Source organism: Sagittula sp. (assembly GCF_052825245.1).
On sequence record NZ_JBRBWD010000015.1, the window covers coordinates 215,877 to 237,309 of the forward strand.

24 protein-coding genes and 2 tRNA genes are annotated in these 21,433 nt (G+C 68.5%); 12 read left to right on the plus strand and 14 right to left on the minus strand.

Annotation, left to right across the window (positions count from 1 at the left end; translation table 11 throughout):
* Positions 1-44: 44 nt before the first annotated feature.
* From ACU0DV_RS05740 to ACU0DV_RS05765, 6 genes are all read right to left on the minus strand, one after another.
* Positions 45-119, minus strand: a tRNA-Glu gene (locus tag ACU0DV_RS05740).
* A gap of 125 nt (positions 120-244) precedes the next feature.
* Positions 245-319 (minus strand) — tRNA-Glu (locus tag ACU0DV_RS05745).
* 130 nt (positions 320-449) lie between these two features.
* Entirely contained in the window at positions 450-2,195 is a 1,746-nt protein-coding gene (recJ, locus tag ACU0DV_RS05750) for a single-stranded-DNA-specific exonuclease RecJ (RefSeq protein WP_446241230.1), read from the minus strand.
* A gap of 239 nt (positions 2,196-2,434) precedes the next feature.
* Positions 2,435-3,406, minus strand: coding sequence for a class II fructose-bisphosphatase (gene glpX, locus ACU0DV_RS05755; protein WP_100929679.1), 972 nt, complete (start codon positions 3,404-3,406; stop codon positions 2,435-2,437).
* Between the two features lie 251 nt (positions 3,407-3,657).
* Positions 3,658-4,944: a homoserine dehydrogenase gene (locus tag ACU0DV_RS05760; protein ID WP_446241231.1), complete on the minus strand. Its 1,287-nt coding sequence runs from the start codon at positions 4,942-4,944 to the stop codon at positions 3,658-3,660.
* Positions 4,945-5,047: 103 nt separating this feature from the next.
* Positions 5,048-5,368 (minus strand): hypothetical protein, encoded by a 321-nt coding sequence (locus ACU0DV_RS05765; RefSeq protein ID WP_157815014.1) that lies wholly within the window; start codon positions 5,366-5,368, stop codon positions 5,048-5,050.
* Positions 5,369-5,447: 79 nt separating this feature from the next.
* Here ACU0DV_RS05765 and ACU0DV_RS05770 point away from each other — a divergent pair, with 79 nt between their 5' ends.
* A complete protein-coding gene (locus tag ACU0DV_RS05770) occupies positions 5,448-6,035 on the plus strand; it encodes a TetR/AcrR family transcriptional regulator (protein WP_446241232.1) in 588 nt (195 codons plus the stop codon).
* A 163-nt stretch (positions 6,036-6,198) separates the two neighbouring features.
* Here the strand turns inward: ACU0DV_RS05770 and ACU0DV_RS05775 are convergent, their stop codons facing one another.
* Together ACU0DV_RS05775 and ACU0DV_RS05780 are read right to left on the minus strand one after the other, a co-directional pair.
* Complete coding sequence (locus ACU0DV_RS05775; protein ID WP_100929676.1) at positions 6,199-6,615, minus strand: c-type cytochrome; 417 nt, start codon at positions 6,613-6,615, stop codon at positions 6,199-6,201.
* A 63-nt stretch (positions 6,616-6,678) separates the two neighbouring features.
* Entirely contained in the window at positions 6,679-7,197 is a 519-nt protein-coding gene (locus ACU0DV_RS05780) for a hypothetical protein (RefSeq protein ID WP_446241233.1), read from the minus strand.
* A gap of 119 nt (positions 7,198-7,316) precedes the next feature.
* On the opposite strand from ACU0DV_RS05780, the gene ACU0DV_RS05785 reads away from it, so the two are divergent.
* Both ACU0DV_RS05785 and ACU0DV_RS05790 read left to right on the plus strand, forming a co-directional pair.
* The gene (locus tag ACU0DV_RS05785; RefSeq protein WP_446241234.1) at positions 7,317-7,724 is read left to right on the plus strand and encodes a PaaI family thioesterase; all 408 of its coding nucleotides are present in this window, start codon (positions 7,317-7,319) and stop codon (positions 7,722-7,724) included.
* A gap of 8 nt (positions 7,725-7,732) precedes the next feature.
* Positions 7,733-8,167, plus strand: coding sequence for a DMT family transporter (locus ACU0DV_RS05790; RefSeq protein ID WP_040604295.1), 435 nt, complete (start codon positions 7,733-7,735; stop codon positions 8,165-8,167).
* Positions 8,168-8,691: 524 nt separating this feature from the next.
* Here the strand turns inward: ACU0DV_RS05790 and ACU0DV_RS05795 are convergent.
* Positions 8,692-9,378: an ABC transporter ATP-binding protein gene (locus ACU0DV_RS05795; protein WP_370313864.1), complete on the minus strand. Its 687-nt coding sequence runs from the start codon at positions 9,376-9,378 to the stop codon at positions 8,692-8,694.
* A gap of 4 nt (positions 9,379-9,382) precedes the next feature.
* Complete coding sequence (locus tag ACU0DV_RS05800) at positions 9,383-10,666, minus strand: lipoprotein-releasing ABC transporter permease subunit (protein WP_446241235.1); 1,284 nt, start codon at positions 10,664-10,666, stop codon at positions 9,383-9,385.
* A gap of 106 nt (positions 10,667-10,772) precedes the next feature.
* Here ACU0DV_RS05800 and ACU0DV_RS05805 point away from each other — a divergent pair, with 106 nt between their 5' ends.
* The 4 genes from ACU0DV_RS05805 to ACU0DV_RS05820 all read left to right on the plus strand — a co-directional run bounded on the left by ACU0DV_RS05805 (position 10,773) and on the right by ACU0DV_RS05820 (position 13,272).
* Positions 10,773-11,438 (plus strand): NAD(P)-dependent oxidoreductase, encoded by a 666-nt coding sequence (locus ACU0DV_RS05805; protein WP_100929672.1) that lies wholly within the window; start codon positions 10,773-10,775, stop codon positions 11,436-11,438.
* Positions 11,435-11,764 (plus strand): DnaJ family domain-containing protein, encoded by a 330-nt coding sequence (locus ACU0DV_RS05810; RefSeq protein ID WP_446241236.1) that lies wholly within the window; start codon positions 11,435-11,437, stop codon positions 11,762-11,764. The genes ACU0DV_RS05805 and ACU0DV_RS05810 overlap by 4 nt, the downstream gene beginning before the upstream one ends.
* 39 nt (positions 11,765-11,803) lie before the next feature.
* Complete coding sequence (locus ACU0DV_RS05815) at positions 11,804-12,913, plus strand: pyridoxal phosphate-dependent aminotransferase (RefSeq protein ID WP_446241237.1); 1,110 nt, start codon at positions 11,804-11,806, stop codon at positions 12,911-12,913.
* Positions 12,914-13,044: 131 nt separating this feature from the next.
* The gene (locus ACU0DV_RS05820) at positions 13,045-13,272 is read left to right on the plus strand and encodes a histidinol phosphate aminotransferase (protein WP_446241238.1); all 228 of its coding nucleotides are present in this window, start codon (positions 13,045-13,047) and stop codon (positions 13,270-13,272) included.
* A 217-nt stretch (positions 13,273-13,489) separates the two neighbouring features.
* Here the strand turns inward: ACU0DV_RS05820 and ACU0DV_RS05825 are convergent, their stop codons facing one another.
* Positions 13,490-14,686 (minus strand): pyridoxal-phosphate-dependent aminotransferase family protein, encoded by a 1,197-nt coding sequence (locus ACU0DV_RS05825; protein WP_100930996.1) that lies wholly within the window; start codon positions 14,684-14,686, stop codon positions 13,490-13,492.
* A 145-nt stretch (positions 14,687-14,831) separates the two neighbouring features.
* On the opposite strand from ACU0DV_RS05825, the gene ACU0DV_RS05830 reads away from it, so the two are divergent.
* Both ACU0DV_RS05830 and ACU0DV_RS05835 read left to right on the plus strand, forming a co-directional pair.
* A complete protein-coding gene (locus tag ACU0DV_RS05830; RefSeq protein ID WP_446241239.1) occupies positions 14,832-15,554 on the plus strand; it encodes a tyrosine-protein phosphatase in 723 nt (240 codons plus the stop codon).
* On the plus strand, positions 15,551-17,359 hold the full coding sequence (locus ACU0DV_RS05835; protein ID WP_446241240.1) for an ABC transporter ATP-binding protein: 1,809 nt from the start codon (positions 15,551-15,553) through the stop codon (positions 17,357-17,359). The genes ACU0DV_RS05830 and ACU0DV_RS05835 overlap by 4 nt, the downstream gene beginning before the upstream one ends.
* 104 nt (positions 17,360-17,463) lie before the next feature.
* On the opposite strand, the gene ACU0DV_RS05840 is transcribed toward ACU0DV_RS05835, so the two are convergent.
* Positions 17,464-18,141, minus strand: coding sequence for a TIGR04283 family arsenosugar biosynthesis glycosyltransferase (locus tag ACU0DV_RS05840; RefSeq protein WP_446241254.1), 678 nt, complete (start codon positions 18,139-18,141; stop codon positions 17,464-17,466).
* Positions 18,142-18,204: 63 nt separating this feature from the next.
* Here ACU0DV_RS05840 and ygfZ point away from each other — a divergent pair, with 63 nt between their 5' ends.
* Positions 18,205-18,942: a CAF17-like 4Fe-4S cluster assembly/insertion protein YgfZ gene (gene ygfZ / locus ACU0DV_RS05845; protein WP_283980846.1), complete on the plus strand. Its 738-nt coding sequence runs from the start codon at positions 18,205-18,207 to the stop codon at positions 18,940-18,942.
* Complete coding sequence (locus tag ACU0DV_RS05850) at positions 18,943-19,740, plus strand: fructosamine kinase family protein (RefSeq protein ID WP_446241241.1); 798 nt, start codon at positions 18,943-18,945, stop codon at positions 19,738-19,740.
* Here the strand turns inward: ACU0DV_RS05850 and ACU0DV_RS05855 are convergent.
* Both ACU0DV_RS05855 and efp read right to left on the minus strand, forming a co-directional pair.
* Positions 19,737-20,222 carry a GNAT family N-acetyltransferase gene (locus ACU0DV_RS05855; protein ID WP_283980848.1) on the minus strand — a complete coding sequence of 162 codons (486 nt, stop codon included), beginning with the start codon at positions 20,220-20,222 and terminating at the stop codon, positions 19,737-19,739. The genes ACU0DV_RS05850 and ACU0DV_RS05855 overlap by 4 nt on opposite strands.
* 95 nt (positions 20,223-20,317) lie before the next feature.
* Complete coding sequence (gene efp / locus ACU0DV_RS05860) at positions 20,318-20,881, minus strand: elongation factor P (RefSeq protein WP_100929663.1); 564 nt, start codon at positions 20,879-20,881, stop codon at positions 20,318-20,320.
* A gap of 214 nt (positions 20,882-21,095) precedes the next feature.
* Here efp and ACU0DV_RS05865 point away from each other — a divergent pair, with 214 nt between their 5' ends.
* Positions 21,096-21,416 carry a DUF6280 family protein gene (locus ACU0DV_RS05865; protein ID WP_005863737.1) on the plus strand — a complete coding sequence of 107 codons (321 nt, stop codon included), beginning with the start codon at positions 21,096-21,098 and terminating at the stop codon, positions 21,414-21,416.
* Positions 21,417-21,433: the final 17 nt, after the last annotated feature.

Sequence of the window (21,433 nt, forward strand, 5' to 3'; positions counted from 1 at the left end):
TTAGCTTCGTCACCGGGAAACTGATGTTTGTTCAAGGGGAAAAGTGGCAGCCCGTAGGGGAATCGAACCCCTCTTTCCAGGTTGAAAACCTGGCGTCCTAACCGATAGACGAACGGGCCACGCATCGTGGTGAGCGGTCTTCTACGGAAGCGCGCGGCGACGTGCAAGACCAATCTTCACCCTGAATGCACACGGAATATCGGTTCCCACTGGACCGGCACGCATCTGGATTTTCAGGGAAAAGTGGCAGCCCGTAGGGGAATCGAACCCCTCTTTCCAGGTTGAAAACCTGGCGTCCTAACCGATAGACGAACGGGCCACGCTGTGGTGAGCGGTCTTCTAGGGAATGCGGGCGCCGCGCGCAAGCACAAAATCACGAGGCCGCACAGGAATCTTCAATCCAGCCGGTTGCGCCAGTCCACCGCCGCGCAACCCGATGGAATCACGCCTCAATCCGCCGCGGGCGCGGCATCGTCGAGCCGCATCTGGACGGTGTGCCGCCCCTGCCACGTGTTCACGTCCAGCTTGCCCGCCAGGTGAAAGCGCCGCCCCTCGTGGTTCAGCATCACCTGCCCCAAGGGGCCGTCCATCGCGTTGAAGCAGATCGCCTCCAGCCGGGCCCCGAGGCCGTCTCCGCAGGTGATCTTCAGATGCCCCGACCCCACGACCTTGGCAAAGGACAGCCGCACGTCCGGCACGACGAATCGCGGTCCGGGGGCGCCCTGCCCGAACGGTCCGGCGCGCTCCAGATCCTCCACCAGGTCGACCTGCGCGGCACCGGGCATCAGCACGCCGTCGACCCGCAGGTCCGCCGCGCCGCCCGTCCCGGCCCCCTGCTTCTCCAGCAGGTCGGAGAGGCGCGCCATGGCCTCCTCCAGCCGGTCGCGCGCCACGGTGAGGCCTGCCGCCATGCGGTGCCCGCCCCCCTTGATCAGCAGCCCCTCCGCCGCCAGCCGCTGCACCGAGGCGCCGAGGTCCACCCCTGCGACGGAGCGACCGGAGCCCTTGCCCTCCGCCCCGTCGAGGCCGATCACCACCGAGGGCCGCCCGGTGTGCTCCTTCAGGCGCGAGGCGACGATGCCCACGACCCCGGGATGCCATCCCTCGCCCGCGGCCCAGATCAGCGGCGCATCCAGCCCACGCGCCTCGGCCTGGTCCAGGGCTGCCGCGCGCACCGCCGCCTCGATCTCCCGCCGTTCCGCGTTCAGCGCCTCGAGCCGTTCCGCCATCGCCTGCGCCTCGGCAGGGTTGTCGCTGGCCAGAAGCCGCGCGCCGAGGTCGGCCTGCCCGATCCGCCCGCCCGCATTGACCCGCGGCCCCATGACAAATCCCAGGTGATAAGCCTCCGGCGCGCGCTCAAGCCGTGCCACGTCAGACAGCGCCACGAGGCCGACGCGCTCCCTGCGCCCCATGACCTTCAGCCCCTGCTGGACAAGCGCCCGGTTCACGCCCCGGAGCGGCGCCACATCGGCGACCGTCGCCAGCGCCACGAGGTCGAGCATCTTCATCAGGTCCGGCCCGCGCGCGCCCGTCTCGCGCAGTTGCCGACCCGCCTCGACCAGCATCAGGAAAACAACTGCGGCGGCACACAGATGCGCGAGTCCCCCGTCCTCGTCCTGCCGGTTGGGGTTCACCACCGCCACGCAGTCGGGCAGCGTTTCGCCACCAAGGTGGTGATCCAGCACCACCACGTCCGCCCCTTCGGCCGCGGCAATGGCGTCATGCGACAAGGTCCCGCAATCGACGCAGACGATCAGGTCATGCTCGCGGGCCAGCCCCGCCATGGCGGTCGGGTTCGGCCCATAGCCCTCGTCGATCCGGTCGGGCACATACAGCGTCGCCGGCCGCCCCATCTGCCGCAGCCAGTCGATCAGCAAGGCGGCAGAGGATCCGCCGTCCACGTCGTAATCGGCAAACACCGCGATCCGTTCGCGCCCGGAGACCGCCTTCAGGAACCGCGTGGCCGCCTTCTCCATGTCCTTGAGCGACCGCGGGTCGGGCAGCAGGTCGCGCAGCTTCGGCTCAAGGTAGGCCTGCGCCTCCTCCGGCGGAACACCCAGCCGCGCGAGGATCGCGCAGAGGGGACGGGCCAGTCCGGTCTGCTGCGCCAGAAGCTCAGCCTGACGCTCGGTTTCCACGTCCGGTCCGACCCAACGCCGCCCCGAGAGGCTGCTCTCTACACCCAGATACGCCAATGCCGTCCTTCCACTGCCCCACCGCAGGGGATAGCCAAATCCGGTGGCAAGCGAAAGGCCGCAGCCACACCCCCGCCATCACGCTGCACATCCGATGGGGCCCGGCGCAAGCGCCCTGTCTTCACCTTGGATCAAATACCTGCCTCAAAGGCTGACAGCCACGCGACGCCGGGCATGGGCAAAACGAAACGGCCCCCGCAGATCGCGGGGGCCGGTCCGGGCACACATGCCAAAGGAATTCAGACCTTGTGACGGAACGGATTGCGGTACTGCATCCGCCGCACCGACCCGGTCTTGGAGCGCATCAGGATCGTCTCCGTCTCGATCCAGCCGGGCGTGCGCTTGATCCCCGACACGACGGAACCGTTCGTCACGCCTGTCGCGGCAAAGATCACGTGGTCGGTCACCAGCTCGTCGCGGGCGTAGATCTTGTCCAGATCGGTGATCCCGGCCTTGGCGGCGCGGCCCCGCTCGTCGTCGTTGCGGAACAGCAGGCGGCCCCACATCTGGCCGCCCATGCACTTCAGCGCGGCCGCCGCCAGCACCCCCTCCGGCGCACCGCCCGAACCCATGTACATGTCGATGCCGGTCAGCACCGGTTCGGCGCAGTGCATGACACCGGCCACGTCGCCGTCGGTGATCAGCCGGATGCCCGCCCCGGTCGAGCGGACCTCGGCGATCATGTCCTCGTGGCGCGGCCGTTCGAGGATGCAGCAGGTGATGTCCTGCGGCGCGCAGTCCTTCGCCTTGGCCAGCGCAAACACGCGCTCGGAGGGCGACATGTCCAGCGACACCACGTCGACCGGGTAACCCGGGCCGATGGCCAGCTTGTCCATGTAGACGTCCGGCGCGTGCAGCATGGACCCGCGCGGCCCCATGGCGATCACCGTCAGCGCGTTCGGCATGTCCTTGGCAGTCAGCGTCGTGCCTTCCAGCGGGTCGAGCGCGATGTCCACGCCGGGGCCGCCCTGCCCCACTTCCTCGCCGATATAGAGCATCGGCGCCTCGTCCCGCTCGCCCTCGCCGATCACGACCACGCCGGAAATGTCGAGCTTGTTCAGCTCTTCCCGCATGGCGTTCACGGCGGCCTGGTCCGCGGCCTTCTCGTCTCCGCGGCCGATCAGGTCGGCACTGGCGATGGCGGCCTGTTCGGCAACCCGGGCGAGGCCCAGAGAAAGCATGCGGTCATTGAAATCCTTGGGCGTCGGCATCGGAGTATTTCCTTTGGATGAAGCGTGTCTTGGCTCTAGCGCAGGCGGCGCGCGGGGGGCAAGGCTGGTTGCGCCAACCCTCGCCGCCTTGCGCCTTTCCCGCCACCTTCGCCGCCGCCAAAGCCTGTTCGGTCAGCAGGCAGGCACCGACGCGGCGCCGACAGCGCCAAAGGCGGCGCTCCCGTACCGTGCCCGGCCCGTGCCGCGCCGTGCAGGTCCGATGTAGGGCGGGGCTTTGCGCCGCCCCTGCCTCAGACTTCCTCGATCCGCAGGGCGACGGGCGCCGCGACCACAACGGCCAGCTTCTGCATCGCCTCCAGCGCCTGGTCGAGCGCCGCGCGCGTGGTCTTGTGCGTCACGATCAGCACGGGCGCCCGGTCCTCGACGTGATCGTACTGGCGCATCCGGTGGATCGACACGCCCGCCTCGCCCAGAGCGGCGGCCACCTTCGCCAGTGCGCCCGGCTTGTCCGCAAGCTGGGTGCGCAGGTAGTAGGGCGCCGGCGTCGTGGCTTTCGCCGGCACCGCCGGAACGAGCTTCGACGCGGCCTGCCCGAAGGTCGAGACCCGCAGCCCGCGCGCCACGTCCATCACGTCGCCCATCACGGCAGAGGCGGTCGGCCCCTCGCCCGCACCTGCGCCGCGCATCACGATCTGGCCGACCTGGTCGCCCTCGATCACCACCATGTTGGTGCCGCCCGAAAGCTGGCCCAGCGGAGAGGAGGCCGGGACGAGGCAGGGTGCCATGGATTGCTCCAGCCCGCGGCCGGTCATCCGGGACACGCCCAGCAGCTTGATCCGGAAACCCATGTCGGCGGCCTGCTTGATGTCGTCGATGGTGACCTTGCCGATGCCTTCCAGCTCCACCCCGGAGAAGCTGACCTGCGTGCCGAAGGCGATGGCCGCCAGCAGGGACAGTTTGTGTCCCGCGTCGATGCCGCCCACGTCGAGCGTCGGGTCGGCCTCCAGATAGCCCAGGGCGTCGGCCTCGGCAAAGGCCGCGTCGTAGGTCAGGCCGCCGTCCTCCATCCGGGTGAGGATGTAGTTGCAGGTGCCGTTCATCACGCCCATCACGCGGATGATCTCGTTCCCGGCCAGGCCCTCGGTCAGCGCCTTGATGACCGGGATGCCGCCCGCCACCGCCGCCTCGAAGCGCAGGACCGATCCGCTGGCCTCGGCCAGTTCGGCCAGCGCCTGACCGTGGTGCGCAAGCAGCGCCTTGTTCGCCGTGACGACGTCCTTGCCCGCCTTCAGCGCCGCTTCGACCGCGGCCTTCGCCGGGCCGTCGCTGCCGCCCATGAGTTCGACGAACACGTCCACGTCGTCGCGGGTGGCCAGTGTCACCGGGTCGTCTTCCCAGGCGTAGCTGTCCAGCGACACGCCCCGGTCCTTGGCACGGGTGCGTGCCGACACCGCGCTGATGGCGATGGGCCGGCCGGAGCGTGCCTCGAGCAGGGCCGCCTTCTGGCGCACGATCTTGACCACGCCGGTGCCGACGGTCCCGAGACCGGCAATTCCAAGACGAAGGGGTTGGGACATGGGGCATACCTCCGGGTGACGTTCCGCGACACCGGTTACGCGCAAGTGATGCGCCCTGCAACCACACGCGGACATGCCCATGCCCGGGCAAGGGCCCCCTGCGTCACTGTTGCCGCAGCTCTGCCGCTTTCTGTTGCAGACGCTTCAGCCGCTCCGCCACCGAATCCGGCTGGGAGACCTGCGCGCTGCCGACCCCCGCCGCGCGCGCCTGCAGCCCGTCCGCACGCGCCTGCACCTGCGCGATGTCCTCTTTCGTCGCGCGCGGCGGGGCCGGGTCCGCGATGAGGTCGTCGATGGGCACGAGCCGGGGATAAGGCGCGTTCTCCACGCCCGGGGTCGCCACGGCATCCAGTTCGGGGAACTGGGTGCAGGCGGTCAGGGCCATCAACAGGGCCGCCGGGAGGGACAGGTACGCGCGTCTCATGCGTCAGTCTTGCCGCATGGCGCATCCTCCCGCAAGCGCCCGCCTTGATCTGAACGTGCGTTCAGATAATTTGGGCGGCATGGCTCGCACCCAAGGCTCCCACTCCGAGATCACCGGCCCCCGCATCCGCGAGGCCGCCCTGCACCTGTTCGCCAAGCACGGCTTCGCGGCGGTCTCCATGCGGCAGATCGCAGGCGAAGTGGGCGTACAGGTCGGCGCCCTCTACAACTACACGCCCGACAAGCAGGCTTTGCTGTTCTCGCTGCTCGAAGGCCACATGCTCGACCTGCTTGACGCCTGGCGCACGCTCGACCCGCCCCTTGCACCCGAGGCGCGGCTTGAGGCCTTCGTGCGGTTCCACATCGCCTTTCACCTCGACCGGCCAGAGGCGGTGTTCATCTCCTACATGGAGCTGCGCAACCTCGATCCTGCCAACTTCGCCAAGATCGAGCGTTTGCGCCGGGAATACGAGGATGCGCTGGAAACGATCCTGCGGGACGGCGTGGCAGCTGGGGTCTTTGCCCTGCCAGACAGCAAGCTGACGACGCTTGCCGTGATCGCCATGCTGACCGGCGTGACCACCTGGTATCGCCCCGGCGGGCGGCTGGGGCCGGAGGACGTGGCGCGGCTTTACTGGGACATGGTGCGCAAGACGGTCGCCGCCTGACGACGCTCTCTCGCGACCCGAAGCTCCCGGGACATCATGCTGTAAGGACAGGAGAGTCCGCCGTTCCTCATATGTCGCGTCAGGAGGCATGGACAACGCCGCGCCGTTCGGAGCCCGTAGGGGGCACGCCCGGCACCCCCTTGGAATCTCCGGGCTTCTGGACTTACTTGCGGTCTTCCTGGATGGTCTCGAGGTATTCCAGCAGCGCCACCAGCTTGCGCGGCGTCGGCGTCTGGATGCCGTCGCCCGAGTCGAAGGGCACAAGGTCGCCTTCCAGCAGTTCACCGAATTCCGGCATCCCCGGCCCGGCGATGTCGGAGCGCGCGTAGCCGTCGATGATCGACATGACCTTCGCGCGCGGGAAGGCGTTGCCGTGGCGCAGCCTGATCAGCGTCAGGTCCTTGGGTGCCTTCTGCATGCGGCGCGCCATCGGACCGTCGCCCTTGCCGTTTTCGCCATGGCAGACGGCGCAGTTTTCCATGAAGAGCGCGCGGCCGTCCTGCGGCCCCGGCATCTCGGTCTCTTCGACACAACCCGCCAGTCCGGCGGTCATAACCAACGCGATGAGCGGTGCGCGCATGTCCTTCAGCCCCTCTTTTTCAGGGTGTGATGCCAGCGCCCTGCCGCGGATGCAAGCGCTGCGTCAGACCTGCAGGTTTTCGAGATAGACGATCAGGTCCATGGTGGATTGCGTGGTCAGATGCGGGGTGCCGTCGGGGCCGATCCACTCCACCAGCGGGCCGTCGAGGGCGCCGCCGATTTCCGGCATCAGGCCGCGGTGGTAGGCCCCCGCCCCCTGCATCGCGCCGATCACACGCCGCGCCGGAAAGGTGCCGCCGTTGTTGAGCGCCAGCGTCGTGAGGTCCGTGGGCTTCACCGTCATCTGGCCGGAGACGCGGCCGAAACCGCGTGCCTCGGCGCCGTGGCAATCCATGCACCAGCCTGCATAGAGGCTTGCGCCCTGCGTCACCGGCACCGCGCGGGGCGGGCTGATCACGGTGACCTGCGGCTCCACCAGGTAGACGGCCGAAGCCGGCGCGGTGCCCGAGAGGGTGATGGTGCCCGATTGTGGTGCAGCAGGCCCCGGACCCGCCAGCCGTTCGAGGAACGCGCATCCCGACAGCAGTCCCAGTGCCGCCGTCAGTGCCAGCCAACGCTTCATCCGAGATCCTTCCCTATCTGTCCCCCCGGCCTCCTCTGTCGCGCACCGCGCATTCGGGCGCGTGACAGGCGCCGTTCCGGCGGTCATGGTCGGACCCAGAAGACGTCCGAGGGAGACTCATGCTCGATCCTGCCACCGCAAATGCGCTGTTAGAAGACAATTTCGCCCCATGGGTGCAAGCTTTGCAGCCAAAAGTGTCCGATATCACACCATTGGGCGCCGTTCTTGAAATTCCGGTTACCCCAGAGATCGCCCGTGTCGGCGGAATCGTCTGCGGGCAGGCGCTGTCGACGCTGGCCGATACGGCGATGGTCTTTGCCTGCGCCGGGCATATCGGAGAGTTCGTGCCGGTGGCGACGACGAACCTGGAGACGCGGTTCCTGAGCGCGGCGCGGGGCGATGCGATCCGCTGCACGGCGAAGGTTGTGAAGGGCGGGCGGGCGCTGATTTTCACCGAAGCCGTGCTGGTCAGCCTGCCCGGCGAAAAGGAGGTCGCGCGGGCCAGCGCGACGTTCTTCAAGCCATGACGCCGGGGATGACGCATTACGCAGTGGTCATGCTTTTCGCGGGCATGGGCATCCCGATCCTCGCGGCGCTGAACGCGGCGCTGGGGCAGCGGCTGGCCTCGCCCGTGGCGGCGGCGGTGGTCCTGTTCTGCGTGGCGCTGGCGATCTGCCTCGTTGTGTGGATTCTCAATGGTGCCAAGGGCTTCGGGGGTGTGCGCGTGGCGCCGAAGCATCTGTTGCTGGGCGGCGCCTTCGTCGCGTTCTACGTGCTGTCGGTGACTTTCATCGCCCCGCATTTCGGCGTCGGCAACGCGGTGTTCTTCGTGCTGATCGGGCAGTTGATCTCGGCCGCGGCGATCGACCATTTCGGCCTGTTCGGCGCGCGGATCAGCCCTTTGACCCTGACGCGCGCGACCGGGATCGCGGTCATGGCGCTGGGGGTCTGGATCACGCAAAGGGCGTAAAGCGCGGTGGGTGTGCGGCGGCAACGGGGGGGCGGTCCTGCCCCCGTTCACGCGGCGCACGGTGGGGTTAACGGCCCGTCCGGCGCCAGATGCAGTGGGGCGGGCGGGGCTTTCCACAACGGATTACCGAAGGCTTAAGCCGCGCCAGTGTCGCATTAAGGTGCGAACCGGCCGATTGGACCCCGATTCCCGGCCGGTTGTTAACCTTTGTCCCGGCGCGCCGCGCCCGGGACCGCGATTTGCCCGCGGATGTGGTTAACGGGCGCATGTGTCGCAGGGGCGCAGGCGGTGCCGGGCACCGCCCTGCGAACCGCCCGGCCATCGGCGATCCGTGGCGCGCCGTCCGGGTTCGCGCGCGCCGGATGTCACTCGCAGATGGAAAGCCAAGGGCAAGGCGGCGCAGAGCCCCGCCCTACGATCCGTCACGCGGTTTGCCACCGGCGTGTCCGGTACATCCGGTCGGTGCGCGTCATCCGCAGACCCGCACGACAGGCTGTAGGGCGGGGCTTTGCGCCGCCTCCCCCTCAGCCGTCGGCGCGCAGGTGGCCGTCTTCCATCCGCACGCGCCGGTCCATGCGCGCGGCGAGGTCGAGGTTGTGGGTGGCGATCAGCGCAGAAAGCCCGGTCTCGCGCACCAGGTCCATGAGCGCGGCGAACACCCGGTCGGAGGTCTGCGGATCGAGGTTGCCGGTCGGCTCGTCGGCCAGCAGCAGCTTCGGCGTGTTGGCCATGGCCCGGCAGAAGGCGACCCGCTGCTGTTCGCCGCCGGACATGGCCGCCGGGCGATGGCCTGCGCGCTCCCCGACACCGACGCTGTCCAGCAGGTTGCGCGCCCGCTGCTCCGCCGCCTGTCGCGGCACGCCGTTGGCAAGCTGCGGCAGCACGATGTTCTCCAGCGCGGAGAACTCCGGCAGCAGGTGGTGGAACTGGTAGACAAAGCCCACCTCCGCCCGGCGCACCAGCGTGCGGCGGCGGTCGGACTTGCCCTGCATCGGCTCGCCCGCGATTTCCACCGTGCCGCTGTCGGCGGTGTCCAGAAGCCCCGCGATGTGCAAGAGCGTCGACTTGCCCGCGCCGGAGGGCGCCACCAGCGCCACGACCTCGCCGCGCGCGACTTCGAGGTCGCAGCCGCGCAGCACGCGGACCTCTCCGGGTTTGCCGGCGTTGTAGACCTTCTCGATCCCGGTCAGCCGCAGCACCGGGTCCTGCACGGTGTCATTCATAGCGCAGGGCCTCCACCGGGTTCATGCGGGCGGCGCGGCGCGCCGGAAAGATCGTCACGATGAACGACAGGCCCAGCGACAGCAGCACCGCCGACATCACGTCGGTCATCTGCAGCTTGGCGGGCAGCGCGTAGATGCCGCGGATTGACGGGTCCCAGACGCCGCCCCCCGCCACGTAGTTCACGAAGGCGAAGATCGGGTCGATGTAGATCGCGAAGAGGCAGCCGAGGATCACCCCCATGGCCGTGCCGATGATCCCGGTGAACGATCCGCAGATGAAGAACACCCGCATGACCGAGCCTTCGGTCAGCCCCATGGTGCGCAGGATGCCGATGTCGCGGCCCTTGTTCTTGACCAGCATGATGAGGCCCGAGACGATGTTCATCGTGGCGATCAGCACCAGAACCGAGAGGATGACGAACATCACGTTGTCCTCGATCTCGAGCGCGCGCAGGAACCCGCCGGAGGCGTCCTGCCATGTCCAGATCAGCGCGCCGGGGCCCACCGCCTCCGACACCGGCTGGATGAAGCTCTCGACATCTTCGGGGTCGGAGACGATGACCTCCAGTTCGTCGGCCACGCCTTCGCGGTTGAAGTAGAGCTGCGCCTCGGCGAAGGGCATGTAGATCCGCGTGCGGTCGATGTCGTAGCGCCCGGCGGTGAAGATCCAGGTCACGGTGTAGGATTTCACGCGGGGCGAGACGCCGAAGGCGGTCTTCACCCCGTTGGGCGAGATCAGCTTCACGTCGTCGCCCACGCCCACGCCAAGCATCATCGCCACGCCCGAACCGATGGCCACGCCCTCCTCGAAGCGGTCGAGGTCGCCGCGCCCGGTTTCGGGGTCGGCGATGCGCGGGATGGCCTTCAGGTCGTCGGGGGCGATGCCGAAGACCTCGACGCCGGCGTTGTTGCCGTTGGCGGTGGCCATGACCTGCCCTTTGACCAGCGGTGCGACGCGCTGGATGAAGGGCACGCGTTCGACCTGCTGCGCCATGCCCTCGTAATCGGCGATGGTGCGGTCGGGGTTGCCCGCCTCGTCGGTGCGCGTGGTGCTGTAGACGGTCAGGTGCGCGTTGGAGCCGAGGATCGTGTCGACGAACTCTGCCCGGAAGCCGGAGCGCACCGCCAGCGTCGCGATCAGGGCGAAGACCGCCAGCGTGATTCCCACGAGGCTGATCCAGGTCATCACCGAAACGCCGCCTTCGGCCCGGCGCGCGCGGAGGTATCGCCACGCGATCATCCATTCGAAAGGGGCGAAGGGCGGCGGATTGCGCATATGGTTTTTCTTTCCTGCACTGCTCGGCGGCGAAACTGGCCTTTTGACGCTGCCGGGTCAAGTTAAGGAACTGTGATGGTCAACAACCCGCAGGAGGTGCGTCGCCATGAAACTGCTTGTTCTGGGAGGCAGCCGGGGGATCGGTCTGAAGGTGGTGGAGGCCGCCCTGGCGGCGGGTCACACGGTGCGGGCGATGTCACGCTCCGCCGGGTCGATGCCCCCGCGCGAGGGGCTGGAGCCGGTCGCGGGGGACGCCACGAACTCCGCCGATCTCGGCCCCGCGCTGGAGGGCGTCGATGCGGTGGTCATGGCGCTTGGCATGAAGGAGAGCATCGCGATGCTGTGGCGGCGGGTGACGCTGTTCTCCGACGCGACGCGGGCGCTGGTGCCGCTGATGGAGGCGCAGGGCGTGAGGCGGCTGGTCGCGATCACCGGGATCGGCGCGGGCGACAGCGTGTCGGCGCTGTCCACGCCGGAGCGGCTGGGCCACCGGGTCCTGCTGTCGGAGCCCTACAAGGACAAGACCCGGCAGGAGGAGATCATCCGCGCCTCGTCGCTCGACTGGACGCTGGTGCGCCCGACGATCCTGACCGGCAACCGCGCCTGCCACGACATTGAAGTGATGGTTGCGCCGGAGACATGGCGGATGGGCGTGATCAGCCGTGCCGACGTTGCGGAATACGTGGTAAAATGCCTCGACGATCCGGCGACATACGGCACCGCACCGGTGCTGGCGCGCCGGGTCAGCCGCCCAGGGAGGGCCACGGGATGAGAAGCTGGCACAGGCTGACCGAAGCGCAGATCCGCAAGGCGGAGGCCGAAGGCGCGCTTTCCGGCCTGTCCGGCGAGGGCAAGCCGCTGCCGAAGCGTCCCGGCGATGCGCTGGTCGATGCGGGCGACGCGGTGGGCTTCCGGATCATGGCGGAGGCCGGCGCCCTGCCCGAGGAGATCGCGCTGAAGGCCCAGCTCGACGCCGCGCGCGCCGACTGGCAGGCCGCCACGGAAACGGAAGCGCGCAAACGCCTCATGGCGCGGATTGCCGACCTGCAGCTGCGCTACGAGATCGCCCGGGAGGCGCGCCGCAAGTTCCTGCGATAACGCTTGCACGGCGCAAATCCCGCGGCATATTGCGCAGCCATGAGTGGACCCCGTTACCCCGACCTGATCGCCGACCTTCCCGCAACCGTGCCGTTCGTCGGCCCCGAGGCGCTGGAACGCCAGCGCGGTGCGCCGTTCCGGGCGCGTCTGGGCGCCAATGAAAGCGTGTTCGGCCCCTCGCCCTTCGCCATCGCGGCGATGCAGGACGAGGCGGTGGAGATCTGGAAATACGCCGATTCGAGCCATCTGGACCTGAAGGGCGCGCTCTCCGAGCAGATGGGCGTGACGCCTGCGAACATCGTGCTGGGCTCCGGCATCGACGGGCTTCTGGGGAATTTCGTGCGGCTGCTGGTGGCACCGGGCGATGCGGTCGTGACCTCGGACGGGGCCTATCCGACCTTCAACTACCATGTCGCGGGTTATGGCGGCGTCTTGCACAAGGTGCCCTTCGCCAAGGACCGCGAAGACCCGGCGGCGCTGTTCGCCAAGGCGGCGGAGGTCGACGCGAAGATCGTCTACCTGTCGAACCCCGACAACCCGATGGGCACCTTCCACAAGGGCAGCGAGATCGTCTCGGCGCTCGACCACCTGCCCGACGGCTGCGTGCTGGCGCTGGACGAGGCCTATATCGAGTTCGCGCCGGACGGCACCTCGCCGGATCTCGACCCCGAGGACCCGCGCGTGATTCGCTTCCGCACCTTTTCGAAGGCGCATGGCATGGCCGGGGCGCGCATCGGCTACGCGGTGGGCGCGCAGGGGCTGATCAAGGCCTTCGACAAGATCCGCAACCATTTCGGCATGTCGCGCCTGTCGCTGGCGGGCGCGCTGGCGGCGCTGCAGGACAAGGCCTGGCTGGGCGACGTGCTGCGGCTGGTGGACGAGTCGAAGACCCGCATCACCCGCATCGCGGAGGCCAACGGGCTGAGCACCCTGCCCTCCGGCACGAACTTCGTCGCGGTGGATTGCGGCAGCGACGGCGCCTTTGCCCGTGCGGTGCTGGCCGCGCTGGCGGAGGACGGCGTGTTCGTCCGGATGCCCTTCGTGGCGCCGCAGGACCGCTGCATCCGCATCACCGCCGGCCGCCCGGAGGACATGGACATCCTCGAAGAGGCGCTGCCCAAGGCACTGGCGCGGGCGCGCAACGGCTGACCGTCCCTGCCCGCGTTAACGCAGGGTTTACCAAATTCACGCAGAGTGGACGGGACTCCTGCGGCAGATGCGCTAGGCTTTGGTCAACGGCACCCGGACAGGGTGCGGGATCAGGGCCCGGAGCCGCCGCCATGCAGAACCATCATCCGCAACCGGTCGAGGATTACATGACCGCCAACATGATCCTGCTCTTCGTGAACCTGCTCTGGATCCTCGTCGCGATCTGGTCCGTCTGGGGGCTTGCCCCGGTGATCCTGATCGCGGCCATCCTGAACCACCTCATCACCCGGCTGGACCAGGCGCGCCGCCGCAGGGACGCCCGGATCGAGCCGCCCTCGGCCAACACCGACAAGGCCTGAGCGGGGCGGCGCGCACCGCGCATCCCGATTTCATTGATCAGTCCGTAGAGCCGAAGCTTGGCGCTTTCGCGGCCAGCGTCCGGTGCCCTGGGCGGGCCCCGCCGGGGGGGGCCGTTCCGGTGCGTGCCATCCCGAGGGCGGGGCACGAAGGCCCCGGCCGAGACGACCTGTGCGCCGCAGGCGCTCCGCCTCATTGACGGTGGCGCGCCCGCTTTGGTCAGCCGGCGGCCAGCACCTCTGCCGCCTGCGCCACGCCGCCGGGGGTGTGCGGGATCTTCAGCACCTTCAGCCCGGTCTCGATCACGCCCAGCGTACCCAGCATCATGTGCGCGTTGATGTGGCCCATGTGGCCGATGCGGAAATAGCCAGACGCGGTGGGGTCGTCCGGGTCGGTCACGCCGAGGCCAACGCCCAGCGTCACCCCCGCCTCTTCCGAGGACCATTTGCGCAGCCGGTCGGCGTTGCCCTTGCCGATCGCCATGGCCGTCACCGCGTGCGAGCGGTGCGCGGGGTCGGCGATGTTCAGCTTGAAGGGGCCGTCCTGCCCCCAATGCTCGACCGCGGCCCAGAGCGCGGCGGCCAGCCGGGCGTGGCGGTTCCAGATCGCCTCCATCCCCTCGGCGCGGATCATGTCGAGCGCGGCGCGCAGGCCATAGAGGTGGTGCGTCGGCGCGGTGCCGCCGAAGTACTGGTAGAACATCTCGGGCTCGGCGCGCTGCGTCCAGTCCCAGTAGTTCGTGACCCGGGGCATGGCGGCGCGCACCGCCTTGGCCTTGTCGTTGAAGAACACGAAGGCCATGCCCGGCGGTACCATCAGCCCCTTCTGCGAGCCGGTGATCGCCACGTCGGCGCCCCAGTCGTCCATGCGGAACTCGTCGCAGGCCATCGAGGCCACGCAATCCGCCATCAGGAGCGCGGGGTGCCCTTCCTCGTCCAGCACCCTGCGCAGCGCCGCGATGTCGGAGCGGACCGACGAAGAGGTGTCGGTATGGACGGCCAGCACGGCCTTGATCTTCTGGCCCTTGTCGGCGCGGAGTGCTTCGCGCACCAGTTCCGGGTCGATGGGGCGCTGGCGGCCGTGGTCGATCAGGTCGACCTCGATCCCGAGCCCGCGCGCCACCTCGGCCCAGCCGAGGCCGAAGCGCCCGCAGGCGGGCACCAGCACGGTTTCGCCCGGTGCCACCACGTTCGACAACGAGGCCTCCCACGCGCCGTGGCCGTTGCAGATGTACATGGCGACATGGCCCTTCGTGCCCGCCACGTAGCGCAGGTCGGGCACGAGGCTGTCGACCATGCCGTGCAGATCGCCCGAGTAGATGTCGGGCGCCGGGCGGTGCATCGCCTGCAGCACCGCGTCCGGCATCACCGAAGGGCCGGGAATCGCAACGTGGGCACGCCCCTGTGAAAGTGTCATCCGGTCCTCCATATTCCAGAACGGCGCGACCCTTCACCGCCTGCGCCGCGCCGTCAATACCCCCGGGCGCCGCAGGGCATGGGCCTGTTGCTGGACACCGGGGGGTTTGCCGCGTAAACGGCGACACTGACGCTTGGAACCTTCGATGCTGGCACGACTGCGCGACAAACTGGACAAGGCGGAACGTCGCCTGCGCCATTCCTTCGGCACCGACATCACGGATCCGAAGGCGCGGCGCTGGTCGACGCTGCATTTCCACCTGTTCGACCACGCCTTCCTGCGCATCCTGTGGACCAACTTCTTCGAGATCGCGCCGGGGGTGTACCGGTCGAACCAGCCCACGCACGGCCGGTTCGAGCGTTACGCGAAGATGGGGATAAAGACGGTCATCAACCTGCGCGGCCCGGACAAGCGGGCGCAGTACCTTTTCGAGAAGGAAAGCTGCGAGGCGCTGGGGCTGACGCTGGTCGATGCGAAGCTCTGGGCGCGCACGGCTGCGCCGCGCAGCAAGATCGTCGCGGTGATCGACGCCCTGCGCGCCGCCGAGAAGCCAATGATGTTCCACTGCAAGTCCGGTGCGGACCGCGCGGGCTTCGTCGCCGCGATGTACCTGCTGATCTTCGAGGACGCGCCGATCGAGGTCGCGCAGAAGCAGCTGGGCCTGAAGTACATCCACCTCGATTTCACCAAGACCGGCGTGCAGGACTACATCCTGCGGGTCTATGGCGCGCGTCTGGCGCTGGGACGGATCGGTTTCGAGGAGTGGATCCGGCACGAATACCGCGCCAATCCCCTGCAGGAAGGCTGGGAGGCGCGCCAGCCCGAGGCCGAGGTCGCGCAGCGCCTGATGGCGGAGCGCGACACATGAGCGAGGAAGCCCCGATACAGACCCCGCCCACGCGGCTTCTGGGCTGGTTGTGGAAGCGTTACCTTCGGAAGTACTGGAAGCTCCTGACCGTCGCGCTGGTGTTCATGGCGCTCGAAAGCTCCATGACCGCGGGTTTCGCGGTGATGATGGAGCCGCTCTTCGACGACGTCTTCTCGACCGACGACCGCGGCGCGCTGCTGCGCGTGGGGCTGATCGTGCTGGCGCTGTTCTTCTTCCGCGCCGTGTCGAGCGTGGCGCAGAAGGTGGTGCTGAACCGTGCCGCGCAGCGCAGCATGGCCGACATCCGGCAGGACATGCTGGAGCACCTGATGCGGCTCGACGTGTCCTATCACAACGAGGTCGGCCCCGGGCACCTGATCCAGCGGGTCGAGGGCGACGTGGGCGCCATCGCCAAGGTCTGGAGCACGGTGCTGACCGGCGCCGGGCGCGACGCGCTGACCTTCATCTGGCTCTTCGGCGTGGCGATGTGGACGGACTGGCAGTGGACGCTGATCGCGCTGATCGGTGCGCCGCTGATGATCGCGCCGGGCGCCCTGCTCCAGCGTTTCGTGCGCAACAACGCCCGCTGGGTGCGCAACATCGCCGCCGGTCAGTCGACCCGGCTGAACGAGGTCTTCCACGGCATCACCCCGGTGAAGCTGAACCAGCTCGAAACCTACCAGGCCAAGAGCTACCGCAAGCTGGCCAAGAAGCGCATCCTGGGCGAGACGCGCTCGGTCGCCGGTCAGGCGCTGATGCCGTCGCTGATCGACATCATGTCGGGCATCGGCTTCTTCGGCATCCTCTATTTCGCGGGGCGCGAGATCCAGGACGGCGGCAAGACCATCGGCGAGTTCATGACCTTCTTCACCGCCATCGGCATGATGTTCGATCCGCTGCGCCGCCTCGGCGCGATCAGCGGGTCCTGGCAGGTCGCCGCCGCCAGCATCGAGCGGGTGATCGAGGTGATGCACACCGAGCCCGCGCTGAAGGACCCGGAGCATCCGCTGCCGGCGCCCACGGGCACCCCGCGCATCGACCTGCGCGACGTGCGCCTGTCCTACGGCGACAGCAAGGTGCTGCGCGGCGTGACCTTCAGCGCCGAGCCGGGCAAGACGACGGCGCTGGTCGGCGCATCGGGGGCGGGCAAGTCCACCATCTTCCACCTGCTGACCCGGCTGGTCGATCCGCAGGAGGGCGCGGTCACCATCGGCGGGACCGAGGTCTCGGCCATGCGGCTGGCGGACCTGCGCGGCATGATCTCGACCGTCAGCCAGGAGGCGCTGCTGTTCGACGAGACGCTGCGCTCCAACATCGTGCTGGACCGCAAGGTGACGGAAGAGCAGTTGCAGGCCGCGCTGAAGGCGGCGCATGTGCAGGACTTCCTGCCGCGGCTGGCCAACGGGCTGGACACGCGGGTCGGGCCGCGCGGATCGACGCTCTCGGGCGGGCAGCGGCAGCGGGTGGCCATCGCCCGTGCGGTGCTGCGCGACACGCCGGTGCTGCTGCTGGACGAGGCGACAAGCGCGCTCGACACCCAGTCGGAGGCCATCGTGCAGGCGGCGCTCGAGGAACTGGCGGTCGGGCGGACGACCATCGTGATCGCCCACCGGCTGTCCACCGTGCGCAACGCCGACAAGATCGTGGTGATGGACGCGGGCCGGGTTGTCGAGGAAGGCACCCATGACGCGCTGCTGGAAAAGGGCGGCGCCTATGCCGCGCTCTACCGGATGCAGTTCGAGACGCGGAAGGCCGGGGATGCCGCCGACGCGGACGAAGGGTCTTCTGCCACCGGAACGGCCTGAGAGGCGCGCTGAGGCCTCTCACGGGGTCTTGTGCTGCCTTGGCGCCACTTGCCCATTCAGTCCCCGATCAGCGCCTGTGCTGCGCTTGTGGGGCGGGCCTGACGTCAGCTCCGGTAGCGGCGTGCCAGCGCCTCAGGGTCGGCACCGGCGAGGTAGCGGGTCAGCGTCGAGAGGTTGCGCCCGCCGCGCACGATCCAGCCCTGCCTGCGATACCGCTCTGCCGATGTGGTGGCGATGACGTCCAGCGGCTTCAGCCGTCCCTTCAGCGCGCGGGCGAGGGCCACGTCCTCCATCAGCGGGATGTCCGGGTAGCCGCCGACCTCCTCGTAGAGCGCCTTCGGCAGCAGCAGGCCCTGATCGCCGTAAGGCAGGCCGAAGCTCCGCGCCCGCAGGTTGGCCCATCCCGCGACGACGCGCGGCGCGAGGCCCGTGGCGTCGAAGCGCAGGGTGAAATAGCCCGCCTGCCCGTGGCGGATGGCCTCGGCCACGGGGCGGGTCCAGCCCTGCCCCAGCACGGTGTCGGCGTGCAGCACCATAAGCCAGTCCGCCCGCGCCCGGACCGCGCCACGGCGCAGCTGCCCGCCGCGCGAGGCCGGGCCGGTCACGATCGTGGCGCCCGCCGCATCGGCGATGTCCAGCGTCGCATCGGTGGAGCCGCCATCGCTGACGATCAGTTCGCGGATCAGCCCTTCGGTCAGGCCCTCGCCCAGCGACGCCAGCCCACGGGGCATGTCGGCCGCCGCGTTCAGGGTTGGCATCAGGACGGTGATCGGAGCGGGCATGTCTGTCATCTCTGGCTTCGCGGGTCTATATGACACCCTGAAGCCAGAGGTGAAAGAATAGACATGACGCAAGAGAGCCGAACCGTCCTGAGGGTCCACGGCGCCAAGGCGCGGGAGTTCCTTCAGGGACTGGTGACAAACGATGTGGAGCGGCTGGACGAGGGGCTGGTCTATGCCGCCCTGCTGACGCCGCAGGGCAAGTACCGCGCGGATTTCTTCCTTGTCCCCGATGGCGAGGACGTCCTGATCGACGTGGAGGTGGCGCTGGCCGTCAGCCTGATGCAGGCGCTGAGCATGTACAAGCTGCGCACGCCGGTGGAGATCACCGAGACCGACCTCGTGGTGACGCGCGGCACGGGCACCCCGCCCGAGGGCGCCTTTGCCGACCCGCGCGATCCGCGGCTGGGCTGGCGTGGCTATGCCGGGCAACCCGCCGGAGAGGCCGACTGGGACGCGCTGCGCGTCGCCGCCTGCGTACCCCGCGCCGGGGTGGAGCTGACCCCGGACACCTTCATCCTTGAGGCCGGGTTCGAGCGCCTGAACGGCGTCGACTTCAAGAAGGGCTGCTATGTCGGGCAGGAGGTCACCGCCCGGATGAAGCACAAGACGGAGCTGCGCAAGGGACTGGCGCGGGTCGCCATCGACGGCCACGCGCCGGTCGGCACGACGATCGTCAGCAACGGCAAGGAGGCGGGCACGCTGTTCACCCAGGCGGGCAACGAGGCCATCGCCTACCTGCGCTTCGACCGCGCCGGAGAGGACATGATGGCGGGCGACGTCCATGTGTCGATGGTCGGCTAGGTGATCCCCGGACCCTACCTTGCCGCCACGTTCGAGACCCCTGTCACGGCGGTCCGCCACCTGCACGGCGGCGACCTGTCCGAGGTGGCCCGCGTCGATCTGGCCGACGGCCGCCGCATGGCCGTCAAGGTCGGCGCCAACGTGGCCGTCGAGGCGCGGATGCTGCAGGCCATGGACCGCACCGGCGCGCCGGTGCCGCGCGTGCTGTTCCAGGGCCGCGACATCCTCTGCCTCGAATGGCTGGAGGAAAGCCCCGCCACCGAAGCCGGCTGGCATGCGCTGGGACGTGGGCTGCGGCGGCTGCACGCCACCGCGGGCCGCAGCACGGGATGGCCGGAAGGCTACGCCTTCGGGGCGCTGAGGCTCGACATGACGCCGCGCCCGGACTGGCCCTCGTTCTGGTGCGAGGCGCGGCTGCTGCCGTTCCTGCCGCACCTGCCCGCCGCCCTCGCCCGGCGGGTGGAGACGCTGGCCGGCGCCCTGCCCGACCGGCTGGAGGACGTGACGCCGATGCTGCTGCACGGCGACCTCTGGAGCGGCAACGCGCTGTTCTCCGGCGACCGGGCGTGGCTGATCGACCCGGCCTGCTACTTCGGCGACCCGGAGGTGGACATCGCCATGCTGCACCTGTTCGGCAAGCCGGGCCCGTCCTTTCACGACGGCTATGGCGAGCTGCGCCGCGGGCACGAGGCGCGCCGCCCGATCTACCAATTGTTCCCCGCGCTGGTGCACCTGCACCTATTCGGCGGCAGCTACTTCGGTCTGGTGGAGCGCCTGCTGACACTGGCGCGCGTCTAGGCGCCGATCCGGGCGGGCGCTGCGGATTTGTCGAAGGACTGCACCGACAGCCTGGCCCCGTGGCGCTGCATCAGCGCGGCGGAGGCGGCGTTGAAGGCATGCACCCGCACCGTCCAGCCGCGCGCCCCTGCCCCTGCGCTGTCCCGCTCGAACCGGTCGATGAGCCGCGAGGCCAGCCCCCGGCGCCGCCAGATCGGCTCCACCCAGATGTGATCCAGAAGGGCCGTGCGGCGGGGGCGTTCCAGCGCGGCGACGCCCTCGGGCAGCATCTGCCACTTGAGGTAGCCGCGCGCCACGCCTTCGGTGCGGTAGACGAGGAACCGGCTGCCGGCATTCCAGGCGCCCTGCAGAACCTCGTGCAGGTCCGCGTCGCTGGCGGCATCGTGGAAGCGGTCGGGCACGTGGACCGCGTGCAGGTCGTTGAGGGACCGGAAGAGCGGTACAAGCCCGCCCAGGTCGCTCTGCGTGGCTTCGGTAATCATGAAAAAGGCCTCCTTGGCTGCGAGAGCCGGAGGCCTTTTCTGTCTGTATATCGCCCCCGGCGGTTGCACGGGGGAATGGGTTCAGGCCGCGCGGGTTATGCGCGTTCCGAATACTCCATGGTCTCGGTGTTCACGACGATCTGCTCGCCGGTGCCGACGAAGGGGGGCACCGTCACGCGCACGCCGTTGTCGAGCAGCGCGGGCTTGAAGCTGTTGGCCGCGGTCTGGCCCTTCACGACCGGCTCGGTCTCTTCGATGGTGCAGATGACCTTCTGCGGCAGCGTGGCATTCAGCGCCTCGGATTCGTGGAATTCCACGACGATGGTCATGCCGTCCTGCAGGAACGGGCGACGCTCGCCGAGGATGTCGGCGTCCAGCTCGACCTGCTCGAAGGTTTCCGTGTCCATGAAGGTCAGGCGGCCGTCGGTCTCGTAGAGGAACTGCATGTCCTTCTGTTCGAGGCGCACGCGCTCGACTTTGTCGGCGGACCGAAAGCGTTCGTTAAGTTTTGACCCGTTACGAAGGTTCTTAAGCTCGACCTGGGCGAAAGCGCCGCCCTTGCCGGGCTTTACGTGATCGACCTTCACAGCGGCCCAAAGATGGCCGTCATGCTCTAGAACATTGCCTGGACGGATCTCGTTACCGTTGATCTTGGGCATGGGAGCTTTTCCGTGTCGAAAGGTTGATGAAACTTCGACCGCTCCTATATCTGGCCCGTTGGTGGCTGGCAAGACAACGATATGTCGTGCTGCACTTGCAGCAGTCATGCGCCAGCCGCAATAGAGCTATGCTGTATCGGGGTATCCGAATCGGAACAGATAGGCCATAACCCGCGTTACGCCGAACACAAGAGCAATAATCAAAGGTCGCACTATGAAGGATTTCGTTGACGGCACCGCATTCAACGCCGAGCAAGGCAACCGTGCCCGCAAGCTGTTTGCGGCCGTGGTTCTCGCCGCTCTGGACGATGCGATTGCCGATGACAAGAAGTATGGCAACGGGCCGGAGCAGATCGCCCGCTGGGCGCGTTCGCGCGACGGGCGCGAAGTTCTGTCCTGTGCCGGGATCGACCCGAACGAGCGTGTCGTGAACGGGCTGATGGAGTTTGTCTCGAAGGGCGTTCGTACGTCCGTTGCGCTGTCGCGCGAAGAGAGCGAGCGTCGTCATGCCGCTCAGCAGGCCGAAGCTGCCTGAACCCAAACTGCTGCCAA